The organism is Pseudonocardia autotrophica (assembly GCF_003945385.1).
Classification (GTDB): Bacteria; Actinomycetota; Actinomycetes; order Mycobacteriales; family Pseudonocardiaceae; genus Pseudonocardia; species Pseudonocardia autotrophica.
Genome location: NZ_AP018920.1, coordinates 3,775,432 through 3,801,355 on the forward strand (window position 1 = coordinate 3,775,432; position 25,924 = coordinate 3,801,355).

The 25,924-nt window shown below is 73.9% G+C and carries 20 protein-coding genes; 5 read left to right on the forward strand and 15 right to left on the reverse strand.

All coding sequences use genetic code 11. From position 1 onward, the window contains the following. Positions 1-6: 6 nt before the first annotated feature. Positions 7-1,848 carry a phosphogluconate dehydratase gene (edd, locus tag Pdca_RS17615; protein ID WP_085911111.1) on the reverse strand — a complete coding sequence of 614 codons (1,842 nt, stop codon included), beginning with the start codon at positions 1,846-1,848 and terminating at the stop codon, positions 7-9. Positions 1,849-2,005: 157 nt separating this feature from the next. Between edd and Pdca_RS17620 the strand changes: the two genes are divergently transcribed. Then, on the forward strand, positions 2,006-3,337 hold the full coding sequence (locus Pdca_RS17620; RefSeq protein ID WP_085911112.1) for an ROK family transcriptional regulator: 1,332 nt from the start codon (positions 2,006-2,008) through the stop codon (positions 3,335-3,337). Positions 3,338-3,374: 37 nt separating this feature from the next. Here the strand turns inward: Pdca_RS17620 and Pdca_RS17625 are convergent, their stop codons facing one another. Next, positions 3,375-4,172: a GNAT family N-acetyltransferase gene (locus Pdca_RS17625; RefSeq protein ID WP_232021025.1), complete on the reverse strand. Its 798-nt coding sequence runs from the start codon at positions 4,170-4,172 to the stop codon at positions 3,375-3,377. 222 nt (positions 4,173-4,394) lie between these two features. On the opposite strand from Pdca_RS17625, the gene galK reads away from it, so the two are divergent. Both galK and zwf read left to right on the forward strand, forming a co-directional pair. Beyond that, positions 4,395-5,507: a galactokinase gene (galK, locus tag Pdca_RS17630; RefSeq protein WP_085911113.1), complete on the forward strand. Its 1,113-nt coding sequence runs from the start codon at positions 4,395-4,397 to the stop codon at positions 5,505-5,507. A 139-nt stretch (positions 5,508-5,646) separates the two neighbouring features. Continuing rightward, entirely contained in the window at positions 5,647-7,140 is a 1,494-nt protein-coding gene (gene zwf / locus Pdca_RS17635; RefSeq protein WP_085911263.1) for a glucose-6-phosphate dehydrogenase, read from the forward strand. On the opposite strand, the gene cobM is transcribed toward zwf, so the two are convergent. From cobM to Pdca_RS17675, 8 genes are all read right to left on the reverse strand, one after another. Next, positions 7,134-7,886 (reverse strand): precorrin-4 C(11)-methyltransferase, encoded by a 753-nt coding sequence (gene cobM / locus Pdca_RS17640; protein ID WP_085911114.1) that lies wholly within the window; start codon positions 7,884-7,886, stop codon positions 7,134-7,136. The genes zwf and cobM overlap by 7 nt on opposite strands. After that, positions 7,883-9,121 carry a precorrin-6y C5,15-methyltransferase (decarboxylating) subunit CbiE gene (gene cbiE, locus Pdca_RS17645; protein ID WP_085911115.1) on the reverse strand — a complete coding sequence of 413 codons (1,239 nt, stop codon included), beginning with the start codon at positions 9,119-9,121 and terminating at the stop codon, positions 7,883-7,885. The genes cobM and cbiE overlap by 4 nt, the downstream gene beginning before the upstream one ends. Beyond that, a complete protein-coding gene (gene cobT, locus Pdca_RS37800; RefSeq protein ID WP_197719749.1) occupies positions 9,114-10,835 on the reverse strand; it encodes a nicotinate-nucleotide--dimethylbenzimidazole phosphoribosyltransferase in 1,722 nt (573 codons plus the stop codon). The genes cbiE and cobT overlap by 8 nt, the downstream gene beginning before the upstream one ends. A gap of 158 nt (positions 10,836-10,993) precedes the next feature. Further along, positions 10,994-11,788, reverse strand: coding sequence for a hypothetical protein (locus Pdca_RS17655; protein ID WP_085911117.1), 795 nt, complete (start codon positions 11,786-11,788; stop codon positions 10,994-10,996). A gap of 4 nt (positions 11,789-11,792) precedes the next feature. Then, complete coding sequence (locus Pdca_RS17660) at positions 11,793-13,901, reverse strand: hydantoinase B/oxoprolinase family protein (protein ID WP_085911118.1); 2,109 nt, start codon at positions 13,899-13,901, stop codon at positions 11,793-11,795. Continuing rightward, complete coding sequence (locus tag Pdca_RS17665; protein ID WP_085911119.1) at positions 13,898-16,060, reverse strand: hydantoinase/oxoprolinase family protein; 2,163 nt, start codon at positions 16,058-16,060, stop codon at positions 13,898-13,900. Before Pdca_RS17665 ends, Pdca_RS17660 begins: the two co-directional genes overlap by 4 nt. Further along, positions 16,057-16,380 carry an acetone carboxylase subunit gamma gene (locus Pdca_RS17670; protein WP_197719750.1) on the reverse strand — a complete coding sequence of 108 codons (324 nt, stop codon included), beginning with the start codon at positions 16,378-16,380 and terminating at the stop codon, positions 16,057-16,059. The genes Pdca_RS17665 and Pdca_RS17670 overlap by 4 nt, the downstream gene beginning before the upstream one ends. Next, positions 16,377-18,194 (reverse strand): hydantoinase/oxoprolinase family protein, encoded by a 1,818-nt coding sequence (locus Pdca_RS17675; RefSeq protein ID WP_085911120.1) that lies wholly within the window; start codon positions 18,192-18,194, stop codon positions 16,377-16,379. Before Pdca_RS17675 ends, Pdca_RS17670 begins: the two co-directional genes overlap by 4 nt. Positions 18,195-18,409: 215 nt before the next feature. Between Pdca_RS17675 and Pdca_RS17680 the strand changes: the two genes are divergently transcribed. After that, positions 18,410-19,702 (forward strand): PucR family transcriptional regulator, encoded by a 1,293-nt coding sequence (locus Pdca_RS17680; RefSeq protein WP_085911121.1) that lies wholly within the window; start codon positions 18,410-18,412, stop codon positions 19,700-19,702. Here Pdca_RS17680 and Pdca_RS17685 read toward each other — a convergent pair. The 5 genes from Pdca_RS17685 to Pdca_RS17705 are packed head-to-tail and all read right to left on the reverse strand — an operon-like array spanning position 19,648 to position 24,749. Further along, on the reverse strand, positions 19,648-20,439 hold the full coding sequence (locus Pdca_RS17685) for an SDR family oxidoreductase (protein ID WP_307724019.1): 792 nt from the start codon (positions 20,437-20,439) through the stop codon (positions 19,648-19,650). The genes Pdca_RS17680 and Pdca_RS17685 overlap by 55 nt on opposite strands. After that, positions 20,436-21,242 carry an SDR family NAD(P)-dependent oxidoreductase gene (locus tag Pdca_RS17690; RefSeq protein WP_232021026.1) on the reverse strand — a complete coding sequence of 269 codons (807 nt, stop codon included), beginning with the start codon at positions 21,240-21,242 and terminating at the stop codon, positions 20,436-20,438. Before Pdca_RS17690 ends, Pdca_RS17685 begins: the two co-directional genes overlap by 4 nt. Continuing rightward, positions 21,239-22,003, reverse strand: coding sequence for a crotonase/enoyl-CoA hydratase family protein (locus Pdca_RS17695; RefSeq protein WP_085911123.1), 765 nt, complete (start codon positions 22,001-22,003; stop codon positions 21,239-21,241). Before Pdca_RS17695 ends, Pdca_RS17690 begins: the two co-directional genes overlap by 4 nt. Beyond that, positions 22,000-23,187 (reverse strand): lipid-transfer protein, encoded by a 1,188-nt coding sequence (locus Pdca_RS17700; RefSeq protein WP_085911124.1) that lies wholly within the window; start codon positions 23,185-23,187, stop codon positions 22,000-22,002. Before Pdca_RS17700 ends, Pdca_RS17695 begins: the two co-directional genes overlap by 4 nt. A gap of 17 nt (positions 23,188-23,204) precedes the next feature. Then, positions 23,205-24,749: an AMP-binding protein gene (locus tag Pdca_RS17705; RefSeq protein ID WP_085911125.1), complete on the reverse strand. Its 1,545-nt coding sequence runs from the start codon at positions 24,747-24,749 to the stop codon at positions 23,205-23,207. A 217-nt stretch (positions 24,750-24,966) separates the two neighbouring features. Here Pdca_RS17705 and Pdca_RS17710 point away from each other — a divergent pair, with 217 nt between their 5' ends. Beyond that, positions 24,967-25,914, forward strand: coding sequence for an AraC family transcriptional regulator (locus Pdca_RS17710; protein ID WP_125911451.1), 948 nt, complete (start codon positions 24,967-24,969; stop codon positions 25,912-25,914). Positions 25,915-25,924 lie beyond the last annotated feature (10 nt).

Genomic DNA, 25,924 nt, shown 5'->3' on the forward strand with positions numbered 1-25,924 from the left:
TTCCTCTCAGGATCCCGGGCCCGCGATGACGGCGCCCTCGTCGGCCGGTCCGACCGCGGCCCGGAACACCCCGAACAGCTCCCGGCCGGTACCGAACGTCGGCCCGGACGGGATGGTGCGCCGGGCCGGCTCGCGGGCGTCGAACTCGTCGGCGTCCACCAGCAGGGACAGTGTGCCGTTCAGGGTGTCGAGGCGGATCGGGTCGCCGTCGCGGACCTTCTCCAGCGGGCCGCCGCGAGCCGCCTCCGGCGTGACGTGCAGCGCCGCGGGCACCTTCCCGGACGCGCCGGACATCCGGCCGTCGGTGACGACCGCGACCCGCTGCCCGCGGTCCTGCAGCACACCGAGTGCCGGGGTGAGCTTGTGCAGCTCGGGCATCCCGTTGGCGCGCGGGCCCTGGTACCGGACGACGGCGACGAAGTCCCGCGCGTCGAGTTCACCGGCCCGGTAGGCGTCGAGCAGCTCGTCCTGGTGGTCGAACACGACGGCGGGTGCCTCGACGAACCGGTGGTCCGGCTCGACGGCGGAGGTCTTCACGACCGAGCGGCCGAGGTTGCCGTGCAGCACGCGCAGGCCGCCGTCCGGGGAGAACGGGTCGCCCACCCCGCGCAGCACGGACTTGTCCAGGCTCTCGGTGGGCCCCTCGCGCCACACCAGCTCGGGGCCGTCGAGGAACGGCTCGCGGGTGTAGCGGTGCAGCCCCGGCCCGTCGACGGTGCGGACCTCGTCGTGCAGCAGCCCGGCCTGCAACAGCTCCCGGACCAGCAGCGACACGCCGCCCGCGGCCTGGAAGTGGTTCACATCGGCCTGCCCGTTGGGGTAGATCCGGGCGAGCAGCGGGACGACCGCCGACAGGTCGGAGAAGTCGTCCCAGGTGATCCGGACGCCCGCTGCCCCGGCCATCGCGACCAGGTGCATGGTGTGGTTGGTCGAACCGCCGGTGGCGAGCAGCGCGACGATGCCGTTGAGCACCGCCCGCTCGTCGATGATCTCGCCCATCGCGCGGTCCGGGTCGTCGGCGGCGGCGAGCGCCCGGCGCGCGGTCTCGGCGGTCAGCGCCGCCCGCAGCGGGGTGCCGGGATTCACGAACGACGAGCCGGGCAGGTGCAGGCCCATGATCTCCATGAGCAGCTGGTTGGAGTTCGCGGTGCCGAAGAAGGTGCAGGTCCCGGGGCCGTGGTAGCTGCGCGACTCGGCTTCCAGGAGCTCGTCGCGACCGACCTCGCCGGCCGCGTAGGCCTGCCGGATCCTGGCCTTCTCCTTGTTCGGCAGACCGGAGGGCATCGGGCCGGCGGGGGCCAGCAGCACCGGCAGGTGACCGAACGACAGCGCGCCCATCACCAGCCCGGGGACGATCTTGTCGCAGACGCCGAGCAGTACCGCGGCGTCGAACATGTCGTGCGAGAGGGCGACCGCGGTGGACATCGCGATGACGTCGCGGGAGAACAGCGACAGCTCCATCCCGGCCCGGCCCTGGGTGATGCCGTCGCACATGGCGGGCACGCCGCCGGCGACCTGGGCGACACCGCCCGCCTCGCGGGCGGCGGCGCGGATCAGTTCGGGGTAGCCCTCGAACGGCTGGTGGGCGGAGAGCATGTCGTTGTAGGCGGTGACGATCGCCAGGTTGCGGGCCGGGGTGGCGGTCAGGGTCAGCTTGTCCGGGCCGCAGGCGGCAGCGCCGTGGGCGAGGTTCGCGCAGCCGAGACTCTCCCGGCCGGGACCGGCCATGGCCGGCGGGCGGGCCGCCCGGATGCGCTGGAGGTATGCGGATCGGGTGGTCGCCGATCGGGCGATGACCCGCCGGGTGACCTGGTCGAGGACCGGGTGCAGTTCGGGGATGACGGTCACGATGCGTCCATCTCCTGAGGGGTGGTGGGCGGAGGTGCCGAACCGGGCGGAGCGCGCCCGCCATCTGCACTCTAACGAGACTATTACGTACTCACAAGACGTTAGTCTCAGTCGATCGGCGTTTTGCCAGCTCAAAGCCCTGTGGTTGACTGGACGAATGCGAGGACGCACCCCGACCAGCGCGCCCGCCACCGCGGGCGAGATCTTCCGGCTGGTCCGGGACGGCACCGCCGCGACCCGGACCGAGATCGGCCGGGAGACCGGGCTGTCCCGGACGGCCGTCGCGGCCCGTGTCGACCGGTTGCTGGCCGACGGTCTCGTCACCGAGGTGGTGGGTGCCGCCGCCACCGGTGGGCGGCCCGCCGCCCGGCTCGAGTTCAACGCCGCCGGCGGCACCGTGCTCGCGGTGTCGGTCGGCGTCAGCCGGAGCAAGGCCGCGGTCTGCGATCTCACCGGTGCCGTCCAGGCCGAGGCCGTGGTCGACCTGCCCGCCTCGGTCGGGCCGCATCGCCTGCTCGGCGACGCCGTCGCCACGCTGGAGAAGCTGCTGGGCGACGCCGGCGCCGAGGACGCCGGGATCCGCGGGCTCGGGCTCTCCATCCCGGGCACCGTCGACGACCGCAACGGCTGGTCGGTGGGCGTCCCCTCGCTGCCCGGCTGGGAGCGGATCCCGCTGCCGCCGCTGCTGACCGAGCGCTTCCCGGTGCCGGTGCGGGTGGACAACGACGTGAACGTGATGGCGCTCGCCGAGCACGCCGCGCATCCCGACGTCGACGACCTGCTGATGGTGAAGATCGGCTCCGGGGTCGGCGCGGGGCTGGTGTCCGGCGGGGCCCTGCAGCGCGGCGCCTGGGGCGCGGCCGGCGAGATCGGGCACATCCCGGTGCACGACGGCCCGGGGATCGGCTGCGGTTGCGGCAACATCGACTGCCTGGAGGTGCTGGCCTCGGGCCGGGCGCTGGTGCGCGACCTGTCGGTCGGGCGCCCGGACGGCGACGTCGGCTCGATCGCCGACGTCGTCGCGCTGGTCAAGCAGGGCGATCCGGATGCGGTCCGGCTGGTCCGGATCGCCGGGCGCAGGCTCGGCGAGGTGCTGGCCGCGGCGGTGAACCTGGTGAACCCGGCGCTGGTGGCGATCGGAGGTGACCTCGTCGGTGCTTTCGATCCGCTGGTCGCCGGTGTCCGCGAGGCGATCTACCGGCGGTCGATGGCCACCGCGACGCAGAGCCTGCGGATCGAGCCCGGATTGCTCAGCGGACGCAGCGGCGTGATCGGCTGCGCGATCCTGGTGCTCGACGAGGTGCTCTCGGCGGCCGCGGTGGATCGCGCGGTGCGCACCGCGGCGGGCCGCGCAGACAACACCGCGGCGAGCCGCGCAGACGACACCGCGGCGAGCCCCGCAGACAACACAGCGGCGAACCGCGCAGAGGGTGCAGACAGCGCAGGCGGTGCAGCGGCGGGCCGTGCCGACACCGCGGCCGGCGGCTGATCACACAGTCGGCGGCCGGGCACCAGCCTGCGGCCGATCATGCAGACGTCGGCTCAACCGAGCATCGGGCGGAGGGTGGCCGGCTACCCGGCCTGCCTGCCGGCCGGCCGGCCGGGGAGCGCAGCAGGTCGAAGCGCATGTCCCGGGCCACCACGAAGCCCATGTCCCGGTACAGCCGGATGGCGCCGGTGTTCACCGCGGACGCGTGCAGCAGTGGCCGCTCACCGCGTGCCACGATCCCGGCGGCGACCGCGCCCACCAGCCGCCGGGCGAGGCCCTTGCCGCGGAAGTCCGGGTCGGTGCACACGGCGCTGATCTCGGTCGCGCCCGCCGCGCCCGGCCCGCCGATGCGCATCCGCTCCCCCGCCATCGCGATCAGCCTGCCGTCGTGCCGGAATCCGAGGAACCCGCCGAGCTCGGCGGTGCGGGCCAGCCACGGCCCCGGCTCGGTGCGGGCGGTCAGCTCCGCCATCTCGGCCCGGTCGGCCGGGCCCAGCTCGATCGCGTCGTCGTCCGGCTCACCCGGCACGCCGGAGCCGTCCATCTGGACACCGGGGAACGCCCGCTCCAGCTCCCAGCCCGCCGGCAGCTCCGGTGGCCCGTCCCCCGCGCGGACCAGGACGACCGGGTTGCCCGGCCCGCAGAGCACTGCCAGGTCGGACCAGTCGTCGTGGGTGGGGGCGAGCGGCATCCCGCCGAACGGGGAGACCTCCCGGTCGAAGCGGGCCGCCCGCCCGCGGACCGAGCCGAACTCGCGCAGCCTGCCGGTCAGGGTGTCCGGGACCGGGTTGCGCAGGGCGGTATCGAGATCGGCGTGCACACTGCGATCCTGCACCGGCGGCACCGGTCCCGGGACCGCGGGGCGCTGTCGGTGTCCGGCGGTGCTTGTCGGCGCAAGCCGGTTCCGTCTGCGCCGTCAGTACCTGTCGTGCCCGGCAGCCCTGGCCGGTGCCGGTCGGCGCCGGGCAGTGCCGGTCGGTGCTGGTCAGTGCTGGTCGGCGCCGGGCAGTGCTGGTCAGTGCCTGTCAGCGCCCGTCACATCTTGAGGAGCATTGCGATGTCCACCGAGCCCGCGCCGTCCGCCGGGGCCTGGTTCGCGCCCGGCCGGGTCAACCTGATCGGCGAGCACACCGACTACAACGACGGGTTCGTGCTGCCGTTCGCGCTGCCGCACCGGGCCGTGGTCACGGCGTCGGCGGCGGCCGGCCGGACCGGCCGGGTGCACTCGGCGCAGCAGGACGCCGTCGTCGAGTTCTCCGCGCCGACCGTGGTCCCGGGTGAGGTGACCGGCTGGGCCGCCTACGTGGCGGGCACGTGCTGGGCGTTCCGCGAGGCGGGACACCCGGTCGGCGAGGTCGACCTGTGGCTCGACTCGGACGTGCCGGTCGGGGCGGGGCTCTCCTCATCGGCGGCGGTGGAGTGCGCGGTCGGGGTCGCGCTGGCCGGGCTCGCCGGAGTGTCGGTCGACCCGACCGGGCTGGCCCGGATCGCCAGGCGCGCGGAGAACGAGTTCGTCGGCGCGCCCACCGGCGGCATGGACCAGATGGCATCGATGCACGGCAGGTCCGGCCGGCTGGTCTTCCTCGACACCCGCGACGACACCGTGCAGCTGGTGCCGTTCGACCCACCGGCGCACGGGCTGGAACTGCTGGTGATCGACTCGCGGGCACCGCACGCGCACGCGGACGGCGAGTACGGCGCCCGCCGGGCCGACTGCGAGGCCGCGGCCGCCGCACTCGGGGTGCCCGCGCTGCGCGACGCGCGCCTCACCGACCTCGCGACGCTGACCGACGACCGGATCCGGCGCCGGGCCCGGCACGTGATCACCGAGAACGACCGGGTGCGCGAGGTGGTGGCGCTGCTCTCCGGCGGCGCCGACCCACGGGAGATCGGGCCACTGCTGGACGCTTCGCACCGCTCGATGCGCGACGACTTCGAGATCACCGTCCCGCACGTGGACGTGGCGGTGCAGGCGGCCCGTGCCGGCGGCGCGATCGGGGCCCGGATGACCGGCGGCGGCTTCGGCGGCTGCGTGATCGCGCTGTGCGACGCCGATCGGGTCGACGCGGTGACCTCGGCGGTGCGGGCGGCCTACACCGAACGCGGCTGGGCCGAGCCGGTGGTGTTCCCCGGCCGTCCGAGTGACGGTGCCGGACGCCTCCCTGGTTAGGCTTTTAAGAGTCCGATCGGAATCGGTACAGTACGGAAGGGCTGCCCCGAGTGGCGGTCCGACAGGCACCTCTGTTCCCGATCGATCGAGGAGACGGCTCGTGCCGCATCCGTACCCGCATCCGCACCCGCATCCCGTCATGGACCCCGCCGACATCGTCGTGTTCGGCGGCACCGGCGATCTCGCCATGCGCAAGCTCCTACCTTCGCTCTACCTGCGCGACCGCGACGACCAGCTCGCCGCGGGCACCCGGATCGTCGCCGTCTCCCGCTCCGGTCTCGACGACGCCGGGTACCGGGACAAGGTCGACTCCGAGCTGCGGGCCACCGCCCCCCGCTGGGCCGGGGCCGACGTGTGCACCGACGACGCGGTGCACGAGCGGTTCCTGAGCAGGCTGCACCACGTGACCCTGGACGTCGCCGACTCCGACTGGTCCGTCCTGGCCGAGCTGCTCGGCCCGCAGGACCAGCGGATCCGGGTGCTCTACCTGGCGTCGGCGCCGCAGCTGTTCGGCCGGATCTGCGTGGGCAGCGCCGCCGCGGGCATCGTCGACGACCGCACCCGGGTGGTGCTGGAGAAGCCGCTGGGCCACGACCTCGCCTCCGCCCGCGCGATCAACGACGAGGTCGGCTCGGTGTTCGCCGAGGAGCAGATCTTCCGGATCGACCACTACCTCGGCAAGGAGACCGTGCAGAACCTGCTGGTCCTGCGCTTCGGCAACTCGCTGTTCGAGCCGTTGTGGAACGCGGGTCAGATCGACCACGTGCAGATCACCGTGTCCGAGTCGATCGGCGTCGGTAACCGGGCCGACTACTACGACGGCAGCGGCGCGCTGCGCGACATGGTGCAGAACCACCTGTTGCAGCTGCTCTGTCTGGTCGCGATGGAACCGCCCGCCCGGATCGACGGCGAGGGCGTGCGCAACGAGAAGCTCAAGGTGCTGCAGTCGCTGAAGCCGCTCGACGGCCCCGACGTCGTCCGGGACACGGTGCGCGGGCAGTACACCGAGGGCCTGGTCGACGGCTCCGCGGTGCCCGGCTACGCCACCGAGCTGGCCGAGTCCCGCGCCGGGACCCCGCGCGAGCGCGAGCGGTCGGCCACCGAGACGTTCGTCGCGCTGCGCGCCGAGGTCGCCAACTGGCGCTGGGCGGGCGTGCCCTTCTACCTGCGCACCGGCAAGCGGATGGCCACCCACGCCTCGGAGATCGTGGTGCAGTTCAAGCCGGTCCCGCACTCGATCTTCCCGGCGTTCGGCGAGGAGATCCCGGCGAACCGTCTGGTGCTGCGCCTGCAGCCCGACGAGGGGGTGCCGCTGCACATGACCGCCAAGCAGCCCGGCCCCGGCGGGATCCGGCCGATCCCGGCTCCGCTGGACCTGTCGTTCGCCCGCACCTTCGGCGATCGGCTGCCCGACGCCTACGAGCGGCTGCTGATGGATGTGCTGCGCGGCAACCCGACCCTGTTCATGCGCCGGGACGAGATCGAGGCGGCCTGGACCTGGGCGGAGCCGATCCTGCGCACCTGGGAGTCCACCGACCAGCGCCCACGGCCGTACGCGGCGGGCAGCAACGGCCCGGCCTCGGCCACCGCACTGGTCGAACGCGACTGCCGGGCCTGGCACGAGGACTACTGAGGCCGGTCCCGGCAGCGGTCGTGGGAGTACAGGTGCGAGTCGGGGAAGTGCCGGGCGGCCAGCGCCTCACCGACGATGATCACCGCCGTGCGCTCGATACCCGCCTCGCGGACCGCCTTCGGCATCCCCTGCAGGGTGCCGCGCAGCACGATCTCGTGCGCCCGTGAGGCGTGCGCGACCACCGCGGCCGGGCAGTCGCCGCCGTACGCGGGGGCGAGCGCGTCGACGGCCTCGTCGATCCGATGCACGGCCAGGTGCAGCACCACGGTGCCACCGGCCTTCCCGAGCGAGGCGAGGTCCTCGGCGGGCGGCATCGGGGTGGCCCGGGCGGCGACCCGGGTGAGCGTGACGGTCTGCGCGACCGTGGGGACGGTCAGCTCCCGGCCCAGCGCGGCGGCCGCCGCGGCGTAGGCGGGGACCCCGGGGCAGACGTCGTAGGGCACACCCTCGATCTCCAGCCGGCGCATCTGCTCGGCCATCGCGGAGAACACCGACGGATCGCCGGAGGCGAGCCGGGCGACGTCCAGGCCGTGCCGGTGCGCCCGGACCATCTCGTCGATGATCTCGTCCAGCGTCATCAGCGCGGTGTCGACGGTGCGTGCGCCCGGCGGGCAGATGTCCAGCATCTCCGGCGGGACCAGGCTGCCCGCGTACAGACAGACCGGGGCGGCCGCGATCAGGTCCCTGGCCCGCAGGGTCAGCAGGTCCACCGCACCCGGCCCGGCCCCGATGAAGTGCACCGTCACGGCGCGTCCCCCTTCTCGTACGTCCAGATCGTCACCGGCATCGCCGGCCGCCAGCCGTGGAAGCCCGCCCCGGCCGTCGCCGGGCCGAGCGGCTCGGCCCGGGCCACCTGCAGCCGGACCAGGTCACCGCCGTGCTCGGCGTGGGAGGCGGCGAGCATCGCCTCGGTCTGCACGGTCACCGCGTTGGCGACCAGCCGGCCGCCGGGGCGCAGCGCGCCCAGGCAGGCGTCCAGCACGCCGGCGCGGGTCAGGCCGCCACCGACGAAGATCACGTCCGGCTGCGGCAGCCCGGCCAGCGCGTCGGGGGCGCGGCCGATCACCACCCGCAGACCGGGGACGCCGAGCGCGGCCGCGTTGCGCGCCACCCGATCGGCGCGTTCCGGGCGGGACTCGACGGCGATCGCGCGGCAGGCCGGGTGCGCGCGCAGCCATTCGATCCCGATCGAGCCGGAGCCCGCGCCGACGTCCCACAGCAGCTCGCCCGGCCGCGGCGCCAGCCGGGCCAGGGTGACGGCGCGGATCTCGCGCTTGGTGAGCTGGCCGTCGTGCTCGTAGGCGTCGTCGGGCAGCCCGGGGGTCTCCCCCGGCGGGCGCAGGCCGTCGTCGGCGACGCACTCGACGGCGACCACGTTCAGCGGATCGCAGTCACCCCGCCAGCCGGCGGCGGTGCCGGTGAGTATCCGCTCGTCGCCCGCGCCGAGGCGCTCCAGCACGGTGAGCCTCGAGCCGCCCCAGCCGGCGCCGGTGAGCAGGGCGGCGATCTGCGCCGGCGACCCGGCACCGGCGGAGAGCACGACCAGCCGGGCGCCGGGCGCGAGCGCGCGGCGCAGCGCGTCCAGCGGCCGGCCGACGACGCTGAGCACCCGGACCTGCTCACTGCCCCAGCCGAGCCGGGCACAGGCCAGCGACACCGACGACGGGTGCGGCAGCACCCGCAGCCGCTCCGGCCCGGCGAGCCGCGCCAGGGTGGCCCCGATCCCGAAGAACATCGGGTCTCCGGAGGCGAGTACCGTCGTGCGGCGGCCGTCCAGCTCACCGAGGATCCCGGGCAGCGCCGGCACCAGCGGAGACGGCCACTCCCGGCGCTCCCCCGCCACCTCGGCGGGCAGCAGATCGAGCTGGCGCGGACCGCCGAGCAGCACCTCGGCCGCGCACAACGCATCCCGGGAGGTCTGCGGCAGACCGGCCCAGCCGTCGGCGCCGATCCCGACGACCGACAGCGGTGTGTCACCCATCGGTCTTGTCCGTGACCCCGGCGCTGTCGAAGGTCGCGACGTCGGCCATCGCCCGCGCCGCGCCCTGCAGCACCGGCAGCGCGAGCAGTGCGCCGGTGCCCTCGCCGAGCCGCATGTCCAGCTCCAGCAGCGGGGTCAGACCCAGGTGGGCCAGCGCGGTCGCGCCGCCGGGCTCGGCGGAGCGGTGCCCGGCCAGGCAGTAGCCGGTCACCTCCGGGGCGAACGCGGCCGCGACCAGTGCCGCGGCACCGGCCGAGACGCCGTCGAGCAGCACCGGCACCCGCAGCGCGGCGGCGCCCAGCACCAGCCCGGCCAGCCCGGCGTGCTCGAACCCGCCGACCACGGCCAGCGCACCGAGCGGGTCCCCCGGGCCGGGACGATGCCGCTCCAGCGCCTCCTGCACGACGGCGGTCTTGCGGGCGAGGGTCTCGTCGTCGACACCGGTGCCGCGGCCGGTCACCCCGGCCGGGTCGGCGCCGCTGAAGGCGCAGATCAGGGCGGCCGCGGCGGTGGTGTTGGCGATGCCCATGTCGCCGGTCAGCAGGCAGCGGTTCCCGGCGGCGACCAGATCACGGGCCACCTCGATGCCGTGCTCGAGCGCGGTGCGGGCCTGCTCGCGGGTCATCGCCGGCCCGGCGGTCATGTCGGCGGTGCCGCGGGCCACCTTGCGCGGCAGCAACCCCGGGACCGGGTCCAGGTCGGCGGCCACCCCGATGTCGACGATCTGCACCTCCGCGCCGAGCTGGCGGGCGAACGCGTTCACCACCGCGCCGCCGTCGAGGAAGTTCGCCACCATCTGTGCGGTGACCTCCTGCGGCCACGGCGTGACACCCCGGGCGTGCACCCCGTGATCGGCGGCGAACACCGCGACCGCGGCCGGCGACGGCACCGGTGGCACCGGCGCCCCGGTGATCCCGGCGAGTGCGACGGCGACGTCCTCGACCCGGCCCAGCGCACCGCGCGGCTTCGTCATCCGGTCCAGCCGGTCACGGGCTGCCGCCCTGGCCGGGCCGTCGACCGGCTCGATCGCGTCCACCGTGGACTCCAGCAGGCGGGCCGGCGGTGCGCCGGGGAGGCCGCGGGAGCCCCAGCCCTCCTGGTGCACCGCCCACTCCAGCGGACGGCGGCGGGCCCAGCCGTGCTGTTCGAGCTCGGGCCTGTCCGGGAACCGGTCGACGTGCCCGACGCACAGGTAGGCGATCAGCTGCACATGTGCGGGCAGCCCGAGCAGCTCCTGCACGGCGGCCAGCCCGGCGTCGTCGAAGAAGCTGACCCAGCCGACGCCGAGGCCCTCGGCGCGCGCCGCCAGCCACAGGTTCTGGACGGCCAGCGCCGCCGAGTAAGGGCCCATCTCCGGCCGGTCGTGCCGGCCGAGGGTGTGCCGGCCACCGCGGGTCGGGTCGGCGGTGACGACGACGTTCAGCGGCGTCTCCCTGATCGCCTCGATCCGGATCGCGCGCAGCGCCTCCGCCCGCGCCGCGGGCAACGAGGCGGCGTAGCGCTCGCGGTGCTCGGCCACCAGTGCGTGCACCCGGGCCCGCACCGCGGGGTCGCGGACCAGCACGAAGTCCCACGGCTGGGAGAAACCGACGCTGGGCGCGGCGTGCGCGGCCTCCAGGATCCGGGTGAGCACAGCGTCGTCGACCGGGTCGGGGCGGAACCCGGTCCGGACGTCGCGCCGGGAGTGCAGCACGTCGTAGAAGTCGCCCTGCACCCCTGACCTCCCGATGATCGACCCACAGCGGCGAACGAGCCGACCACACCGCACAGCGGGCGGTCAACCGGACCCCGTCGGCCGGTCGGGCAGGTCACACGGGGCGCTCCCGAGCTCCCCGACGGGGCGAGATCGCGGTCACGGGACAGCGGGACGGATCACCCGGGGCGCTCCCCCGCCTCCCGGAGCCTGCCGAGATCGCAGTCGAGGGGCAGTGGGCCGTCGGTCAGGACGAGGCGTGCCCCCGGGACGGCCCGCCAGCGTCGCCACAGTGTCCCGAACGGCTCATCCGATTCCCCCGCCGAGCCTGCTGCGACGACCGCGGGATCGACCAGCAGTGCGCCCCCGTCGCCGTCCGGGCCGGCGTGCAGCACCGACCCGGCCCCGTCGCCGCCGGTCGCGCCGGGTCCGGTGCCGCCGCGGACCACGACCGGCGTCCCGAGTGTCGCCGCGCGACGCAGCAGCGGATCCAGTGCTCCGGCGAGCGATGCTGCGTCCTCCCACACCAGCAATCGCCGTGCACCCGCCTGCACCTGCGCCGAGGCCAGCTCGGCCAGCGCGTCCGCGCAGTCGGCCACCAGGTCCGGGGCCGGCTCACCGGCCGGCCCACCGCCGGGATCGGCTCCGGCGAGCGCCCTGGCCATCGCGACCGGGCCGGTGAGCGAGGCGGCCACCGTGGCGCGCGGGAACAGTCCCGCCAGCACCCGGGTCAGCTCGACCAGCGGCTCGACCGCGGCGGCGGTGGCCAGCGGCCGGTCCAGCGGGTCGCCACCCGCCTCGCGGACGGCGTCCGGCTCGGCCAGCGGATCGTGATGGGTGACGACCCAGTCCGGCCGGGCCAGCGCGATGGCGTCCCGCAGGTGATAGGCCCACCGCGCCGGGTCGGTGCGGGCACCGACCGGCACGCCGGCCATCCGCGCCGCGACCAGGTCGAGGACCGGAACGAAGTCCACCGGATCAGCCCGCCGCGTCCGGCCACTCCCAGGAGCCCAGGAATCCGAGGTGCTCCGGCGGGGTGTCGGCGCGCCAACCGGCAACGAACTCGTCGTAGCCACGCCCCCTGGTGATCCGCTCGGCCCGCTCGGTCGCCCGGGCGGTCTCGGTCGCCCGGGCATCGACCTCCATCCGCTGCGGGTCCCACACCAGCCGGTAGACCGCGCGCGCCACCTCCGGGCTGATCAGCCCGCGGCGCAGGTCGGTCATCGCCTCCTGCGGATCGCGTTCGAGCGGGTCGCCGTAGCCGCCACCACCACCCATCCGCTGAATCCAGATGTCGCCCTCGACGATCGGGTCGGCCGGCTGCACCGGGTTCCCGACCTCGTAGCTGCCCGGCAGCGGCTGATCGGCGACCATCGAGGGCCCGTCGTAGGTGAGGCCCTTCGCGCCGCCGGCCAGCCAGGTCCGCACCGCATCCACCCCGCCGTCCGGCCGGATCCTGGTCAGCGGGGTGCAGCTGCCGCCGTACCCGCCGAACATGCCTGCGGTGACCGGGAACCGGCCGCCCATGCTGGTGATCCCGAACCCGAACATCTGGCTGCCGTAGAGCATGTACGCCCACTCGACCGATGCGCCGCCGCGGTAGCGCCCGAAGCCGTGATTGTCGGCCGGGATCTCCCGCCAGAGCCCGAGCAGCGGCAGCTCGGCTTCCCGGGTCTCCATCTCACCCCAGTCCGACACCGGGGCGAACACCGGTCCGGCGGCGTGCTCCCCGTCGGCGTCGCAGCGGGCACCACCGCCGGCGGCGTTCATCTCCGTCGACACGTTCGCCGTGACCTGCATGTGCTGGGTCAGGCCGCCGTACTGCAGGGTCGGGATCATCGCGTACCAGGGCGCCATCGGCTTGGCCGGCCCCGGTGCGGAGAACATCGCCTTCGTGACGGCCTGGTGCAGCGCGGCGTTCAGGCAGAACATCGTGGTCAGCGACAGCGACGACGGGTGCTCGGTGTCGGCGGTGAGGATCGACCCGGGCTCCAGGTCGTAGTCCAGCGCGGCGATGAACCCGGCGGTCCGGGGCAGATCGCCGTAGAGGAAGTTCATGAACAGGTTCGCGACCATCGCCCGGGTGAAGTGCGCCTGGGTGTTCAGCGCCCGGTCGATCGCCGGGGAGCTGCCCGCGGTGCGCACGGTGAGGGTGTCGCCCCGCTTGTCCAGCTCCACGTTCAGCTTGAACAGCCGCTCCTCCAGCAGCGTCGTGTCCCCGAAGTGGACGCCGCGGTAGGTGCCGTCCGGCCATGCCGCGATCCGCCGCCGCACCTCGGTCTCGGTGTTCTCCAGCACCGAGCGCAGGGTCGCGACCAGCAGCTCCGGCGAACGCTCGGCCATGAAGTCGTGCATGCGGCGTTCGACCGAACGGGCGGCTGCCAGCTTCGCCCGGATGTCGGTCAGCCACAGCAGCGGGTCACGGACCTGATTCTGGAACATGTTCACCACGTCGCGGCGCAGCGTGTGGCTCTCGCCGATCTTCATCGGCGGGATCCGGACACCCTCCCCGTACTTCGTGGTGGCCCGGACCGCGAACCCACCCGGGTCCAGCGAGGCACCGTTCTCCCCCTCGTGCACCACCGCGCCGATCCAGGCGACGTGCTCGCCCTCCCAGTACAGCGGCAGCAGCAGGGTGTGGTCGGGATTGTGCGTGCCGCCGTAGTTGGCGTCGTTGTGGTAGAAGACGTCGCCCTCGGCCAGCCCGACGGTGGGCTCGTCCGCCCAGTACCGGTTGATGAACTTGGGCACCGGCGACGTGGTCGCGGAAAACATGTTCACCCCGCCCGAGGTGGCGATCGCGAAGTCGCCTTCCCGGGTGTAGATCCCGATGATCAGGTCACCCCACTTCGCCGCGGACGAGGCGCTGATCTGCTGCAGCATCTGCATGCTCGACTCGAGGACGGCCTCGATCCGGCTCAGTCCCACGGTCAGGTCCGTCGGGTCGGTGACGGCGGCGAGCGCGGCGTCCTCCCGGTCCGTGCGCGGGCGCAGCCGGAACTCCCCGGTCAGCTCGGGGTCCGGGCCGTACATCACCGGCCGGTTGTCCAGGAGGTCGTTCAGGAACGCCTCGGTGTCCGTGCTCATGCGTGGTCCTCTCGGCGCATCCGGAAGAAGCCGTGGGTGTCGAGCTCGCCGTGCCAGCCGGGATTCACGACGATCGTGGTGTCGTCGGCCTCGACGATCGCGGGGCCCTCGACCGGGTGCCCGGGTGCCAGTGCGGCGTAGGCGTAGACATCGGTGCTGATCGGCCCGGTGCCGTCCCAGTGGCAGTCCCGGCTGCCCCGCAGCGCGTCCCGGACGTCGGTCCCGGTGCCGGCCCGCGGCGGCGGCCCCGCAGCCGGGCGCGGGATCCGGGCACGGACCCGGACGGCGTCGATCGCGACGCCGATCTCCCTGGTCAGCGCCACATCGCCGAACCGGTCGCCGTACTCGGCGAAGTAGGTCTTCAGGATCGCGACCAGGTCGTCGCGACCGGTGATCCGATCGACCGGGCTGGCGATCGTCACGACGTCGAGCTGCCCCAGCGAGCGGATGTCCAGCTCGACCGTGGTCACCACGTCCTCGGACCGGTGGCCCTGGCCCGCGAAGTCGGTCGCGGCCCGTTCCCGGAACCCGTCGACGATCGCGTTGAACCCGTCGGTGTCGGCGAGCAGCTGCTTGGTCAGCGGGTTGAACAGCACCATCCACACCGAGCGCTCGTAGATGTGCAGCCGCTCCAGACCGGCCGCACCCGCGGCGGAGAACACCGAGCTGTGCGGGGGCACGACGACCTCCCTGGCGTCCAGCGCGGCCGCGTACCCGCAGGCGTGCAGCGGGCCGCCGCCGCCGAAGGAGAGCACCGTGAACTGGCGCGGGTCGTAGCCCTTCGCGGTGATCCCGGTGAAGATCTCCGCACCCATCGTCTCGTCGACGACCCGGCGGATCCGCTGCGCAGCCTCGGCGACGCCGATGCCCAGCGGTCCGGCGATCCGGCGCGCGATGGCCCGCTCCGCGCGCCGCCGGTCCAGCGGCAGCCTGCCACCGTGATAGGTGTCCGGATCGAGGTAGCCGAGCACCAGATTGGCGTCGGTGACGGTGGGTTCGGTGCCGCCCTGGCCGTAGCAGGCCGGGCCGGGGGTGGATCCGGCCGACTCCGGCCCGACCGCGATCCCGGTGACCGGGTCGAGGCGCGCGATCGAGCCGCCGCCCGCGCCGATCGCCGAGATGTCCATCATCGGCAGCTGCACGTGCCAGCGGTCGATCACCGGGTGGAAGTCGTAGAAGCGGACCGAGCCGTCGACGACGATCCCGACGTCGAACGATGTCCCGCCCATGTCGGTGGTCACGACCTTGTCCAGGCCGCGGGCGCTCGCGATGTGCCGCGAGCCGTACAGCCCGGACACCGGTCCGGCGTGCACCGTCTGGATCGGTGAGGTCCCGGCGAGCCCGCCCATGCCACCGCTGTTGTGCACCAGCAGCAGCTCACCGAGGTAGCCGCGGCCGCGCAGCTCGTCGCGCAGCGCGGAGAGCCGGTCGGAGGTGAAGCGGTGCAGGTAGGCGTCGATGGTGGCGGTCATGGACCGCGCGTACTCGCCGGCCCGGCCGGACACCTCGTGGGACAGGATCGTCGGGAACCGGCCCAGACAGCTGTCCGGGTACTCCTGCTCGACGACCTCGCGGACCATCAGCTCGTGCTCGGGCGCCAGGTGCGAGTTGAGCAGGCACACCACGAACCCGCGTACGCCTTGGTCGACGAGATCGAGCACCCGGTCCCGGACCTCGTCCGGGTCCAGCGGGATCACCACCCGGCCGGCGGAGTCGATCCGCTCGGTCAGTCCGGCGATGCGCTCGGGCTCGATCAGCGGGACCGGCCGGGTGGCCCGGGGCAGATCCCGGGTGGCCGAGGAGGGCAGTCCGTCGGCCCACTGCCTGCAGCGTCCGATGGGCACGGTCGCGGTGTGTCCGCGGGTGGTGATCAGGCCCAGCCGCGGCCCGCTGCGCTCGATCAGCGCGTTCGTACCCAGGGTGGTCGCGTAGCGGATCGCGCCGGTGCCGGCGAACAGGTCGTCGGTGTCCTGGCCCGCCGCGGCGGCGATGTCGCCGATCGCGCGCAGGAAGCCGATCGACAGGTCGTGATGGGTGGTGAGGGCCTTCGCCGTGTACACGGTGCCGTCCGCGGTGGTGGCGAGGCAGTCGGTGAAGGTGCCACCGATGTCGACGTTGATCTCGGTCGAGGTCACGGTACGACTCGCCGTGCTGGTCATCGTGCCTCCAGGGCGTCGAGGTCGATCTCGATGTCGTGCACCAGCGGGTGCCCGGGTGGCAGGTACTCGGCCTCGACCTGGGTGCCGCAGCCGGGGCAGTAGTACTCGACGATCCGGCACCACGTGGGGTCCGGCGCCACGTCGTGCCCGTCGGGGAAGCGCGGCGGGTGGATCTCGCGCGGGTCGCGGTCGTGCAGCAGCAGCCCGCGCTTGTAGTCCTGCGTCGCCGGGCCGATCCGGTGGTCGCACCGCTCGCAGTGCCAGCTCCGTGTGGTCCGGTCGATGACCAGGTATTCGGTCATCCGGATGCGGTCGCTCATCGGCCGCTCCCCTCGTTCGAGGCGCCGAGCCGGGCGGCGCCGTGGTCGTCGACGGTCAGCGTCCAGCCGGGCGGGACGGTCAGGGTGGTGTCGGCGGAGTCGATCAGCGCCGGTCCGGGGACCGCGGGCCCTCCGGCCAGCTCGTCCCGGTCCAGGACGGCGGTGTCGAGCAGTCCGAGCCCCGGCCAGTGCACCGGGCGGCTGCTCGTGGCCCGCCCGGTGGCAGCCGGCAGCCGGGGTCCGGTCGGCGGGTGGTGCGGGAGCCGGTGCACGCCCTGCACCACCAGCCACCGCCCGCCGTCGCGGTCCACTGTGGTCACTGTCAGCTCGACGTCCTCCGGGCCGACGCCCTCACCGTGCATGTCGCGCAGCACCCGGTCGCGCAGCACGCTCTCCTCGACGGTGCCCTCCGGGACCTGCCGGGTGTGCCGCACATCGACGGTGGAGGCGCCGTACGCGGAGAAGACCGCCCCGAACGGCAGCACCAGCACCTCGCCGATCCCGGCCGCCGCGGCGATCCCGGCACCGTGGGTGGCGCCGTTGCCGCCGAACGCCAGCGCGGTCGCCGACGACGGCTCCACCCCTCGTCTGCGCAGCTCCGCGGCGACCCCGTGACCGGCGTCGCGGTGGGCGGTCTCCAGCACCCGTCCGGCCAGGTCCTCCACGGTGATCCCGAGCCGGTCCGCGATCGGGGTGAACACCCGCCGGGCCGCGGTGACGTCGAGCTCCATCCCGCCGCCGAGGAAGGTCTCCGGCCGCAGCACGCCGAGCACCGCATCGGCGTCGGTCACGGTGGGCTCGGCGCCCCCGAAGCCGAAGCAGGCCGGGCCGGGGCTCGCCCCGGCGCTGCGCGGGCCGACCCGTAGCTCGGTGCCGTCGAGCCAGGCGATCGAGCCGCCACCCAGACCGAACGGGAGCAGATCCGGCAGCGGCAGGTCGATCTCCACCCCGGCCACCACCCCGTGCTCGAGGACCGGGACCGCGGCCGAGCACAGCACCCCCACGTCCAGGCTCGTCCCGCCCATGTCGAGGGTCACCAGGTTCTCGATGCCGCGGTGCCGGGCGACCGCCGCGGCACCGAGCAGACCGGCGGCCGGACCGGAGTTGTAGGTACGGGCGGCGACGGTACGGGCCACCCGCGCGGCGCCACCGTCGTTGTGCACCACCCGCAGCGGACGGTCGTAGCCCTGGTCGCGCAGGTAGTCCTCGGCCCGGTAGAGGTAGTCGGCGACGTCGGGATGGAGGTAGGCGTTGAACAGCGCGGTCGCGGCGGCACGCACCGGGTCCGGGCCGGTGGCCAGCTCGCCGGCCCGCAGCAGCGGGACCGCGTCCAGACAGTGCCGCGGGTGGTGCTCGCGGAAGGTGCCGGCCAGTGCCGACTCGCGTTCGGTGTCCTCGGCGGCGAGTACCAGCCCGCGGGCACCGTCGTGCAGCAGCCCGCGGGTCTCGGCCAGACCGCTCTCCCCGTCCGGGACCCGCGCGACCATCCCGCGGTCGACGAATGTGCCGACGCCGGTCGCCGGACCGCCGGTGGCGATCCGGTCGTCGTCGGTCAGCAGCCCGAGCCGCGGACCGTTGCGCTGGATCACCGTGTTCGTCCCGACCGTCGTCGCGTAGCGGACGGCGACCGTGTCGCGCAGCATCTCGGCGACGCCGGTACCCAGGCGCTCCGCGGCCGCCTGCACCGCGGCGCGGAAACACAGCGCGAGATCGTGCGGGGTGGTGAGCGTCTTCGCGGTGTGAACGGTGCCGTCGCGCACCACGAACACGTCGGTGAACGTCCCTCCCGTGTCGATGTCGATCGTGACCGGCATAGCCGTCCCTCCGTCGTTCCCGGTGCGCCGCACCCGGCAGCCCCTGTTGGTCGGAAACCCTGGAACCACGGCCGGACGCGCTCAATGGGCCCGCCCGCCACCGTCCGGTGTCGGCACCGCACATCGGGGTCGGCGGCAGGCGGCTCTGCGCGGCACACGAAGTTCCTTGCGCGCCGCCGGTTGCCGGGGCCTGCCGGCGGGGCCAGGGTCCGGTCATGACCCGATCGACGACGATCGGCCGCGCGGGCGGAACCGCCCCGCAGGCCTGGCTGGCCGGTTGGTTGCGGCGCGATCCCGACATGGTGCTCGACTCGCTGGTCGCGGCGCTCACCTCGGCGATCCCCGAGATCCTGGTCGCCGCCGAGGACCCGGACCGACACGTCCGGGACGCGGTACGGGTGCACCTGGACACGCTGAGCCGCTGTTTCGCCCCCGACGACCCGGACGCCGAGATCGCCATGCCGGCGATGGTGTCGCGCTACACCCGTGCGCTCGCCCGGCACGAGGCGGTCCCGCTGCCGGTGCTGCTGCGCTCGTTCGAGACCCTGCACGCGGCGTTGTGGAAACACCTCGTCGTGGCGCTGCGCACCGGTGACCCCCGGCCCTCCCCGGCCGAGCGGGCGGCCGTGCTGGAGTGGGCCGCGGCCCGGCTGTTCGCCTACTTCCGGACCGCGAGCGAGCGCACCGCGTCGCTCTACGGGACCGAGCAGGCGCTGCTGGAGCGGCGCGCCGCATCGCACCGGGCCGACCTGGTCGCCGGCCTGCTCGCCGGCACGGTGGATCCCGATGCCGCACAGCGCGAGCTCGGCTACGACCTGGGGACCCGGCACGTCGGCTACGTCGCCTGGACCGAACGCGGCTCCGACCTGGACCGGCTCGACGGTGCGGTCCGGTCGCTGGTCGAGCTGATCCGGCCGCAGCGCCAGCTGCGGGTGCCCGCGGACGGCCGGTCGATCCGCGGCTGGCTGGCCTGTCGCGGTGACGGCTGGCGTGAGCTCGCGGCGCGGCGTGCCCTCCCGGCGGGTGTGCACATCGCCTGGGGTGGCCCGGCCACCGGGCCGGCCGGGTTCCGGACCACCCACGACGAGGCCCGCCAGGCCCGCCGGGTCGCCCGCCGGATGGGGGCTACGGGGACGGTGCTGTTCGACGACGTCGCGGTGCTGGCGCTGGCCTCCCGCGACTCCGCGGCCGCGACCACGTTCGTGGTCCGCACCCTGGGCAGGCTCGTCGCCGGGGGCGAGGAGGCGGACCGGCTGCTGGAGACGCTGCGGGTGCACCTGACCGAGCTCGGCAGCCCGACCCGGACCGCCCGCAGGCTGCACGTGCACCCCAACACGGTGGTCAAACGGGTCGAGCGGATCGAGTCGCTGCTGGGCCGCCCGGTGGATCCCGCTGATCTGGCGCTGCGTACCGCCACCGAGCTGGCCCGGCTGGTCCCCGGGCCGGATCCGGCTCAGGTGCAGCCGTGGACGCCGCCGTCGACCGGCAGCACGACGCCGGTCAGATAGGAACCGGCCCGCGAGGAGAGGAACACGGTCGCCCCGACGATGTCGTCGGGGCGACCCCACCGCCCGCCGGGGATGCCCGCGGCAACCGCGGCCCTGGCGTCCGGGTCGTCGGCCACGTACGCACTCATCCGGCTGACGAAGTAGCCGGGGGCGATCGCGTTGACCGTGATGTGCTCGCCGGCCAGCCGACGCCCCAGGTGCCGGGTCAGCATGTGCACGGCAGCCTTGGTGGCGCTGTACGGGTAGTTCTCCAGCTCGGTGACCCGCAGCCCGACCAGCGAGCCGATGGTGATCACCCGGGCCGGGTGGTCGGCGGTCGCGGTCGCCCGCAACGCGGGCAGCAGCGACGTCGTGAGGCGGAAGACACCGGTCAGGTTGACCCTGACCAGCTTGTCCCACGCCTCGTCGGGGAAGTCCTCCAGCGGAGCGCCCCAGGTGGCTCCCGCGTTGTTGACCAGCACGTCGAGCCGGCCGTCGAAGTGTGAGTCGACGGCCGCGGCGAGGATCCGGGCCGCGTCCGGGGTGCCGACGTCGGCCGGCACGCCGGTGCACCGCGGGCCGAGCGCAGCGGCGGTCTCCGCGCAGGCGGCGGGCTTGCGCGAGGACACCAGTACCCGGGCCCCGGCCGCCACCAGGCCCTCCGCGATCATCAGCCCGATACCGCTGGTCCCGCCGGTCACCAGTACGTTCCGGTCGGTCATGTCGAACAGCCCCGCGGCCGGGGCCCGGTCGCTCACAGGGTCACCGAGTAGCCGCCGTTCACCGGCATGGTCTGGCCGGTGATCCAGGAGGCGCCATGCGAGGCCAGGAACACGATCATCGCCGAGGCGTCCGACGGCTCACCGATCCGGCGCACCATGTACCGGCCCAGCAGCTGCTTGCGCAGCGCCGGATCGGCCAGGTATTGCTCGGTCGCCGGGGTCCGGGTGGCACCGAGCGCGACACTGTTCGCGGTCACCGCGTGCCGGCCACCGGCCCGGGCCAATGCCCGGGTGAGACCCGCCGCGCCGGCTTTGGCCGCGGAGTAGGCCTCCAGGCCGCCGATCTCGCCGACCCGGCCCGCGTCCGAGATGACCGTGACGATCCGGCCCCCGTCCCCGGCCTCCACCATCTGTGCCAGCGCGTGCCGCGCGCAGTGCAGCACGCCGTGCAGGTTGACCCCGAGCGACGGCGACCAGTGCTCCGGGCCCTGTTCCCAGAACGGCAGCGTCGGCGGCGCCGCTCCCCCACCGCCCTGGTTGCCTGCGTTGTTCACCAGCACCCCCACCGGGCCGTGCTCGCTGCGGGCCATGGCGAACATCTCGCCGACCGCCTCGTAGTCGGTGACGTCGCAGGCGACGCCGGTCGCCGTCCCGCCCTGCGCGTGGATCTCAGCGGCCACCGCGTCGGCCCGGGCCGGGTCCACGTCGTTCACCAGCACCGCGCTCGCGCCGTGTGCCGCCAGATCCAGCGCGACCTGCCTGCCGACGCCCTGGCCGGCGCCGGTGACCAGCGCGACCCGGCCCTGCACATCGGTCCCGTCCGCACCCACCGGGCTCACCGTCCCTTCCATACCGGATCCCGCTTCTCGGCGAAGGCCGCCAGGCCCTCGCGGTAGTCCTCGGACGCCAGCACCTCGTCGACGAAACGCTGCTGGGCCGTCCAGCTCTCCGCGTCGGTCCACTCCGGACCGTGCTTCACGACCGCCTTGCTCGCCCGGACCGCGACCGGTCCGCCCGCGGCGACCTCGGCGGCGAGCTCGAGGGCGACCTCCAGCGCCTGTCCCTCGGCGGCCAGCCGGTTGACCAGCCCGAGCTCGTGGTAGCGCTCGGCGTCCCACGGCAGCCCGGTCAGCGCGGCCTCCATCGCCGGCGCGTAGGGGATCCGGCGGGGCAGCCGGAACAATCCCCCGCCCATCGCGGGGAGCCCCCGGCGTGCCTCGGGCAGGCCCATCCGGGCGCCCCGTGCCGCGACGACCAGGTCGCAGGCCAGCGCGAGCTCCATCCCGCCGCCGAGCGCGTATCCCTCGACCGCAGCGATGATCGGCTTGTCCGGCGGGAGGGCCATCATCCCGCCGCCACCACGCCGCTCGGTCCGGCCGATCTCCCCGCGGGCCGCGGCCTTCAGGTCCTGTCCGGCGCAGAAGGTGCCGCCCGCGCCGGTGAGCACCGCGACCCGCAGGCTCTCGTCGGCCTCGAAGGCGTCGATCGCGGCCTCCATCGCCTCGGCCGTCGCCCGGTCGAAGGCGTTGCGGCGCTCCGGCCGGTTGATCGTGAGGACGGCGATCGTGTCCCGTCGCTCCACCAGCACCGGGCCGCTCACGACTGGGCCATCCGGTAGAGGGTGACGATCCCGGCGCTGCCGATGCCGACGTTGTGCGCCAGCGCGAGGCGGGCACCGTCGACCTGGCGGGGGCCCGCCTCGCCGCGCAGCTGCCAGCTCAGCTCGGCGCACTGGGCGAGCCCGGTCGCACCGAGCGGATGGCCCTTGGAGATCAGGCCACCGGACGGGTTCACCACCCACCGGCCGCCGTAGGTGGTGTCCCCGGAGTCGACGAGGGCGCCGCCCTCGCCCTCCGGGCACAACCCGAGCGCCTCGTAGGTGAGGATCTCGTTGATCGAGAAGCAGTCGTGCAGCTCGATCACGTCGAGATCCTCCGGCCCGACGCCGGCCTGCTCGTAGACCTGGCGCGCGGCCCGCCGCGAGATCGGGGTGCCGACGATGTTCACGGCGCTGTCGTAGGCCTCCGCGGTGTCGGTCGCCAGTGTCTGGGCGACGATCTCCACCGCGCGGTCCGCGGCACCGAGGCGGTCGACGACGTCCTCCGAGACGACGATCGCCGCCGCCGCCCCGTCCGAGGTCGGCGAGCACTGCAGCTTGGTCAGCGGCGGGCAGACCTCGGTGGAGGCGAGGATCTCGTCGAGCGTGTGGACGTCGCGGAACTGGGCGTACGGGTTGCCGGCGGAGTGCCTGTGGTTCTTCTCGGCGACCTTGGCGAACTGCTCGGGTGTGGTGCCGAACCGCTGCATGTGCTCGGTGCCCGCGGCCCGGAACATCTCCAGCACCACCGGCGCTCCGAACGGCTCGTGCAGCCCGGACAGCGCCTCGAGGAACTTCTCGATCGGGTTCGCCGCATGCGGGTGGTTCGGGGTACCGAGCGAACCGCGCTGCATCTTCTCGAAGCCCAGCGCCAGCACGCAGTCGGCGAGTCCGCCCTGCACCAGCTGGCGGGCGTAGAGCAGCGCCGACGAGCCGCTCGCACAGTTGTTGTTGACGTTCATGACCGGGATCCCGGTCATCCCGAGCTCGTAGACCGCGCGCTGTCCCGCGGTCGAGTCGGCGTGCACGAACCCGACACAGGCCTGTTCGACCTGCGGGTAGCCGATCCCGGCGTCGTGCAGGGCGGCGTCGGCCGCTCGGTGGGCGAGTTCGGGATAGTTCGGGTCGGGACGTCCTGGCTTGCTGAACTCGGTCATGCCGACACCGAGCACGAATGCACGTCTCATCGCGGGGGTCCTGCTCCTCAACTCGTCGGGGGGTCGATCGGGGCGTGCAGCGCGCGAACCTCGCGGCGCAGCACCTTCCCGACCGGGGTCTTCGGCAGCTCGGTGCCGAACCGCACGGTGGTCACCCGCTTCACCGGCCCGAGGCGCTCCCGGGTCCAGGCGATCAGCTCGTCCTCGGTGACCTCGGTGCCCGGCTGCGACACCACCAGTGCCAGGGGCGTCTCGCCCCACTTGTCGTGCGGGATCCCGACCACCGAGGCCTCGCGGACCGCCGGATGCTCGGCCAGGGCGTTCTCGATCTCGGTCGGCCAGATGTTGAAGCCGCCGGAGATGATCATGTCTTCCTTGCGGTCGGTCAGGAACAGGAAACCGTGCTCGTCGAGGTAGCCCATGTCCCGGGTGAGCACGGACCCGTCGGCCAGCAACCGGGCCCGGGTGGCTTCCGGATCGGCCCAGATCCCGTCGAACACGGTGGGGTTGTGCGCCGCGACCTCACCGACCGCGCCGGTCGGCACCGGATCTCCCTGATCGTCGACGATCGTGATGCGGGTGTTCGGGGTCGCGCGCCCCGCCGAACGCAACCAGCGGCCGCCCTCGGCGAGGTGATCGGCCGGGGAGAGCACCGTCACCGGTGCGACCTCGCTCTGGCCGTAGAGCTGCAACATCACCTCGCCGAAGACCTCCCTGGCGCGGGTCAGCGCCTTCCCGGTCATCGGGGAGCCGCCGTAGACGAACTGGCGCAGGCTGCTCACATCGGTGTCCGCGGCCGCCGGATGGGCGGCCGCCACCTGGACCATCGTGGGGACGCCGAAGGTCACGGTGCAGCGATGCCGCTCGATCGCGGCGAGGAACGCACCCGGTTCGAAGGCGCGCAGCACCACCACCGAACCGCCGGCGGCCAGCACCCCGAAGACCGGCATGATCGTCGCGTGTGCCAGCGGGCCCGCGGCGAGATAGGTGTCGTCGGGGCCGAGCTCCATCAGCGCGGCGGCGGTCTCGGTGCCGAGGCCGGTCCAGGCCCGGCAGGAGTGCACGATGCCCTTCGGTGTGCCGGTCGTCCCGGCCGAGAACCGGATCGTCTGGGGTGCATCCGGGTCCGGCTCGACGCCGCGGTCGCCGGGTGCTGCGGCGGCGAGCAGCTCGTCGTAGGCATGCACGCCGTCCGGGGCCGGGCCGTCGAGCACGATCACGTGCCGCAGCCCGGCGACCGCACCGAGGTGTGGGGCGATCAGGTCGTGCTGCGAACGCTGCGCGATCAGCACCGTCGCGCCGATCGCGTTCAGCAGTCCGACGTTCGTCGACGCGGTGTTGTGTGTGTAGAGCGATGCCCGGACGTAGCCGCCGAGCGCGATCCCCAGGATCAGCTCCAGCGACTCCGGGCTGTTGTCGGTCAGGGTGGCGACGCGGTCACCGGCCCGGACACCGAGATCGGCCAGTGCGTTGTCCAGCCGGCACGAGCGCTCGTGGAGATCGCGGTAGGTGAGGGTCACCGCATCGCACCGCAGTGCGATGTGCTCGGGGTGCTCGCGTGCGCCGGACCGGATCAGGGTCGAGAGGTCCATCCGTCGTCCTCCGGGGTCGGGCCGGTCGTGAGTGCGCCCGGCCTCCGGTGGCCTGCACCGGGCGTGCACTCCACGCTAGGAAGCCGCCGGGGGCGGCCCAATGGAGTGAGCGACCACCGTGTGGTGGTGGACGGGCACAGGAGCACACCCGCTCGGTATCCGTCCGTCCGCCCGCTACGCTGCGCCGGATGCCGGTCACGACCGGAGGGTGGACGAGATGCCGGACGATGAGGTCCGCAGCGAGTACACGGCGATCCGGGACGTGCCGGTGGCCCGAGCGCGGGACAGCTGGCGGACTCTCACGACCGCCGTGCAGGGCTCGATGAGCTGCGACTTCGGGGACCGGGCCGAGTTCCGCGGTGCGCTCACCCGGACCCACAGCCGCCGCTACCAGCTGCTGCGCTGGGGATCCTCGCCGATCCGCTACCGGCGTACCGGCCGGCACATCCGGGCCGATGGGATCGACAGCTGCCTGCTCGTCGTGCCGTCCCGCGGCCGGGTCGCGCTCGGCGGCGACCGCAGCCCCGTCGTGCTCGACGCGGGCACCGCCGCGCTGGTGCGGATGGATCAGCCGTTCGAGGTGACCCACAGCCGGGACTGCGAGCTGGTCGTGCTGACCATGACCGGCCACGAGATCGCACGGCACACCGGGCGGTCGGCCGACGGCACCCCGCCGATCGACCTGAGCACCGGGCTGGGCGCCGTCGTCCGGGCGGTACTCCAGAGCACCCTGGCCCAGGAGCGGCTCCCGGCGGATCATTTCGACGCGGCGCTCGAGCGGCTCGGCGAGCTGACCGGCATGGTGATCGCCGGGCAGACGGGGCCCGGCCACGGGCGGCTCGGCGAGATCGAGCTCGCCGTCCGGCGGTACGTCCGCGAGCACGCCGACGACCCGGACCTCAACGCCGCATCGGCCGCGGCGGCGCTGGGATGGTCGACCCGTCAGGTGCAGCTCGCCCTGCAGCGGGCCGGCACGACGGCGCGCGAACTCATCCGGGAGGAACGGCTGGTTCGCGCGCGGGCCCTTCTCGTCGGCCCGGCCCATCGGACGATGTCGGTCACCGAGATCGCCCACCGGTCCGGCTTCCGGTCGGCCGGCACCTTCAGCACGGCGTTCCGCGACATGTTCGGTGTCAGCCCGCGATCGGTGCGCGGCGGGGGCTGACGCGTCCGGG

Bases quoted from the DNA above. Each gene is read 5' to 3' on its own strand.
- Pdca_RS17620 (WP_085911112.1), top strand. From the start codon at position 2,006: ATGCGAGGACGCACCCCGACCAGCGCGCCCGCCACCGCGGGCGAGATC.
- galK (WP_085911113.1), top strand. From the start codon at position 4,395: ATGTCCACCGAGCCCGCGCCGTCCGCCGGGGCCTGGTTCGCGCCCGGC.
- zwf (WP_085911263.1), top strand. From the start codon at position 5,647: ATGGACCCCGCCGACATCGTCGTGTTCGGCGGCACCGGCGATCTCGCC.
- cbiE (WP_085911115.1), bottom strand. From the start codon at position 9,121: ATGGGTGACACACCGCTGTCGGTCGTCGGGATCGGCGCCGACGGCTGG.
- Pdca_RS17660 (WP_085911118.1), bottom strand. From the start codon at position 13,901: ATGAGCACGGACACCGAGGCGTTCCTGAACGACCTCCTGGACAACCGG.
- Pdca_RS17665 (WP_085911119.1), bottom strand. From the start codon at position 16,060: ATGACCAGCACGGCGAGTCGTACCGTGACCTCGACCGAGATCAACGTC.
- Pdca_RS17670 (WP_197719750.1), bottom strand. From the start codon at position 16,380: ATGAGCGACCGCATCCGGATGACCGAATACCTGGTCATCGACCGGACC.
- Pdca_RS17675 (WP_085911120.1), bottom strand. From the start codon at position 18,194: ATGCCGGTCACGATCGACATCGACACGGGAGGGACGTTCACCGACGTG.
- Pdca_RS17680 (WP_085911121.1), top strand. From the start codon at position 18,410: ATGACCCGATCGACGACGATCGGCCGCGCGGGCGGAACCGCCCCGCAG.
- Pdca_RS17700 (WP_085911124.1), bottom strand. From the start codon at position 23,187: ATGAGACGTGCATTCGTGCTCGGTGTCGGCATGACCGAGTTCAGCAAG.
- Pdca_RS17705 (WP_085911125.1), bottom strand. From the start codon at position 24,749: ATGGACCTCTCGACCCTGATCCGGTCCGGCGCACGCGAGCACCCCGAG.
- Pdca_RS17710 (WP_125911451.1), top strand. From the start codon at position 24,967: ATGCCGGACGATGAGGTCCGCAGCGAGTACACGGCGATCCGGGACGTG.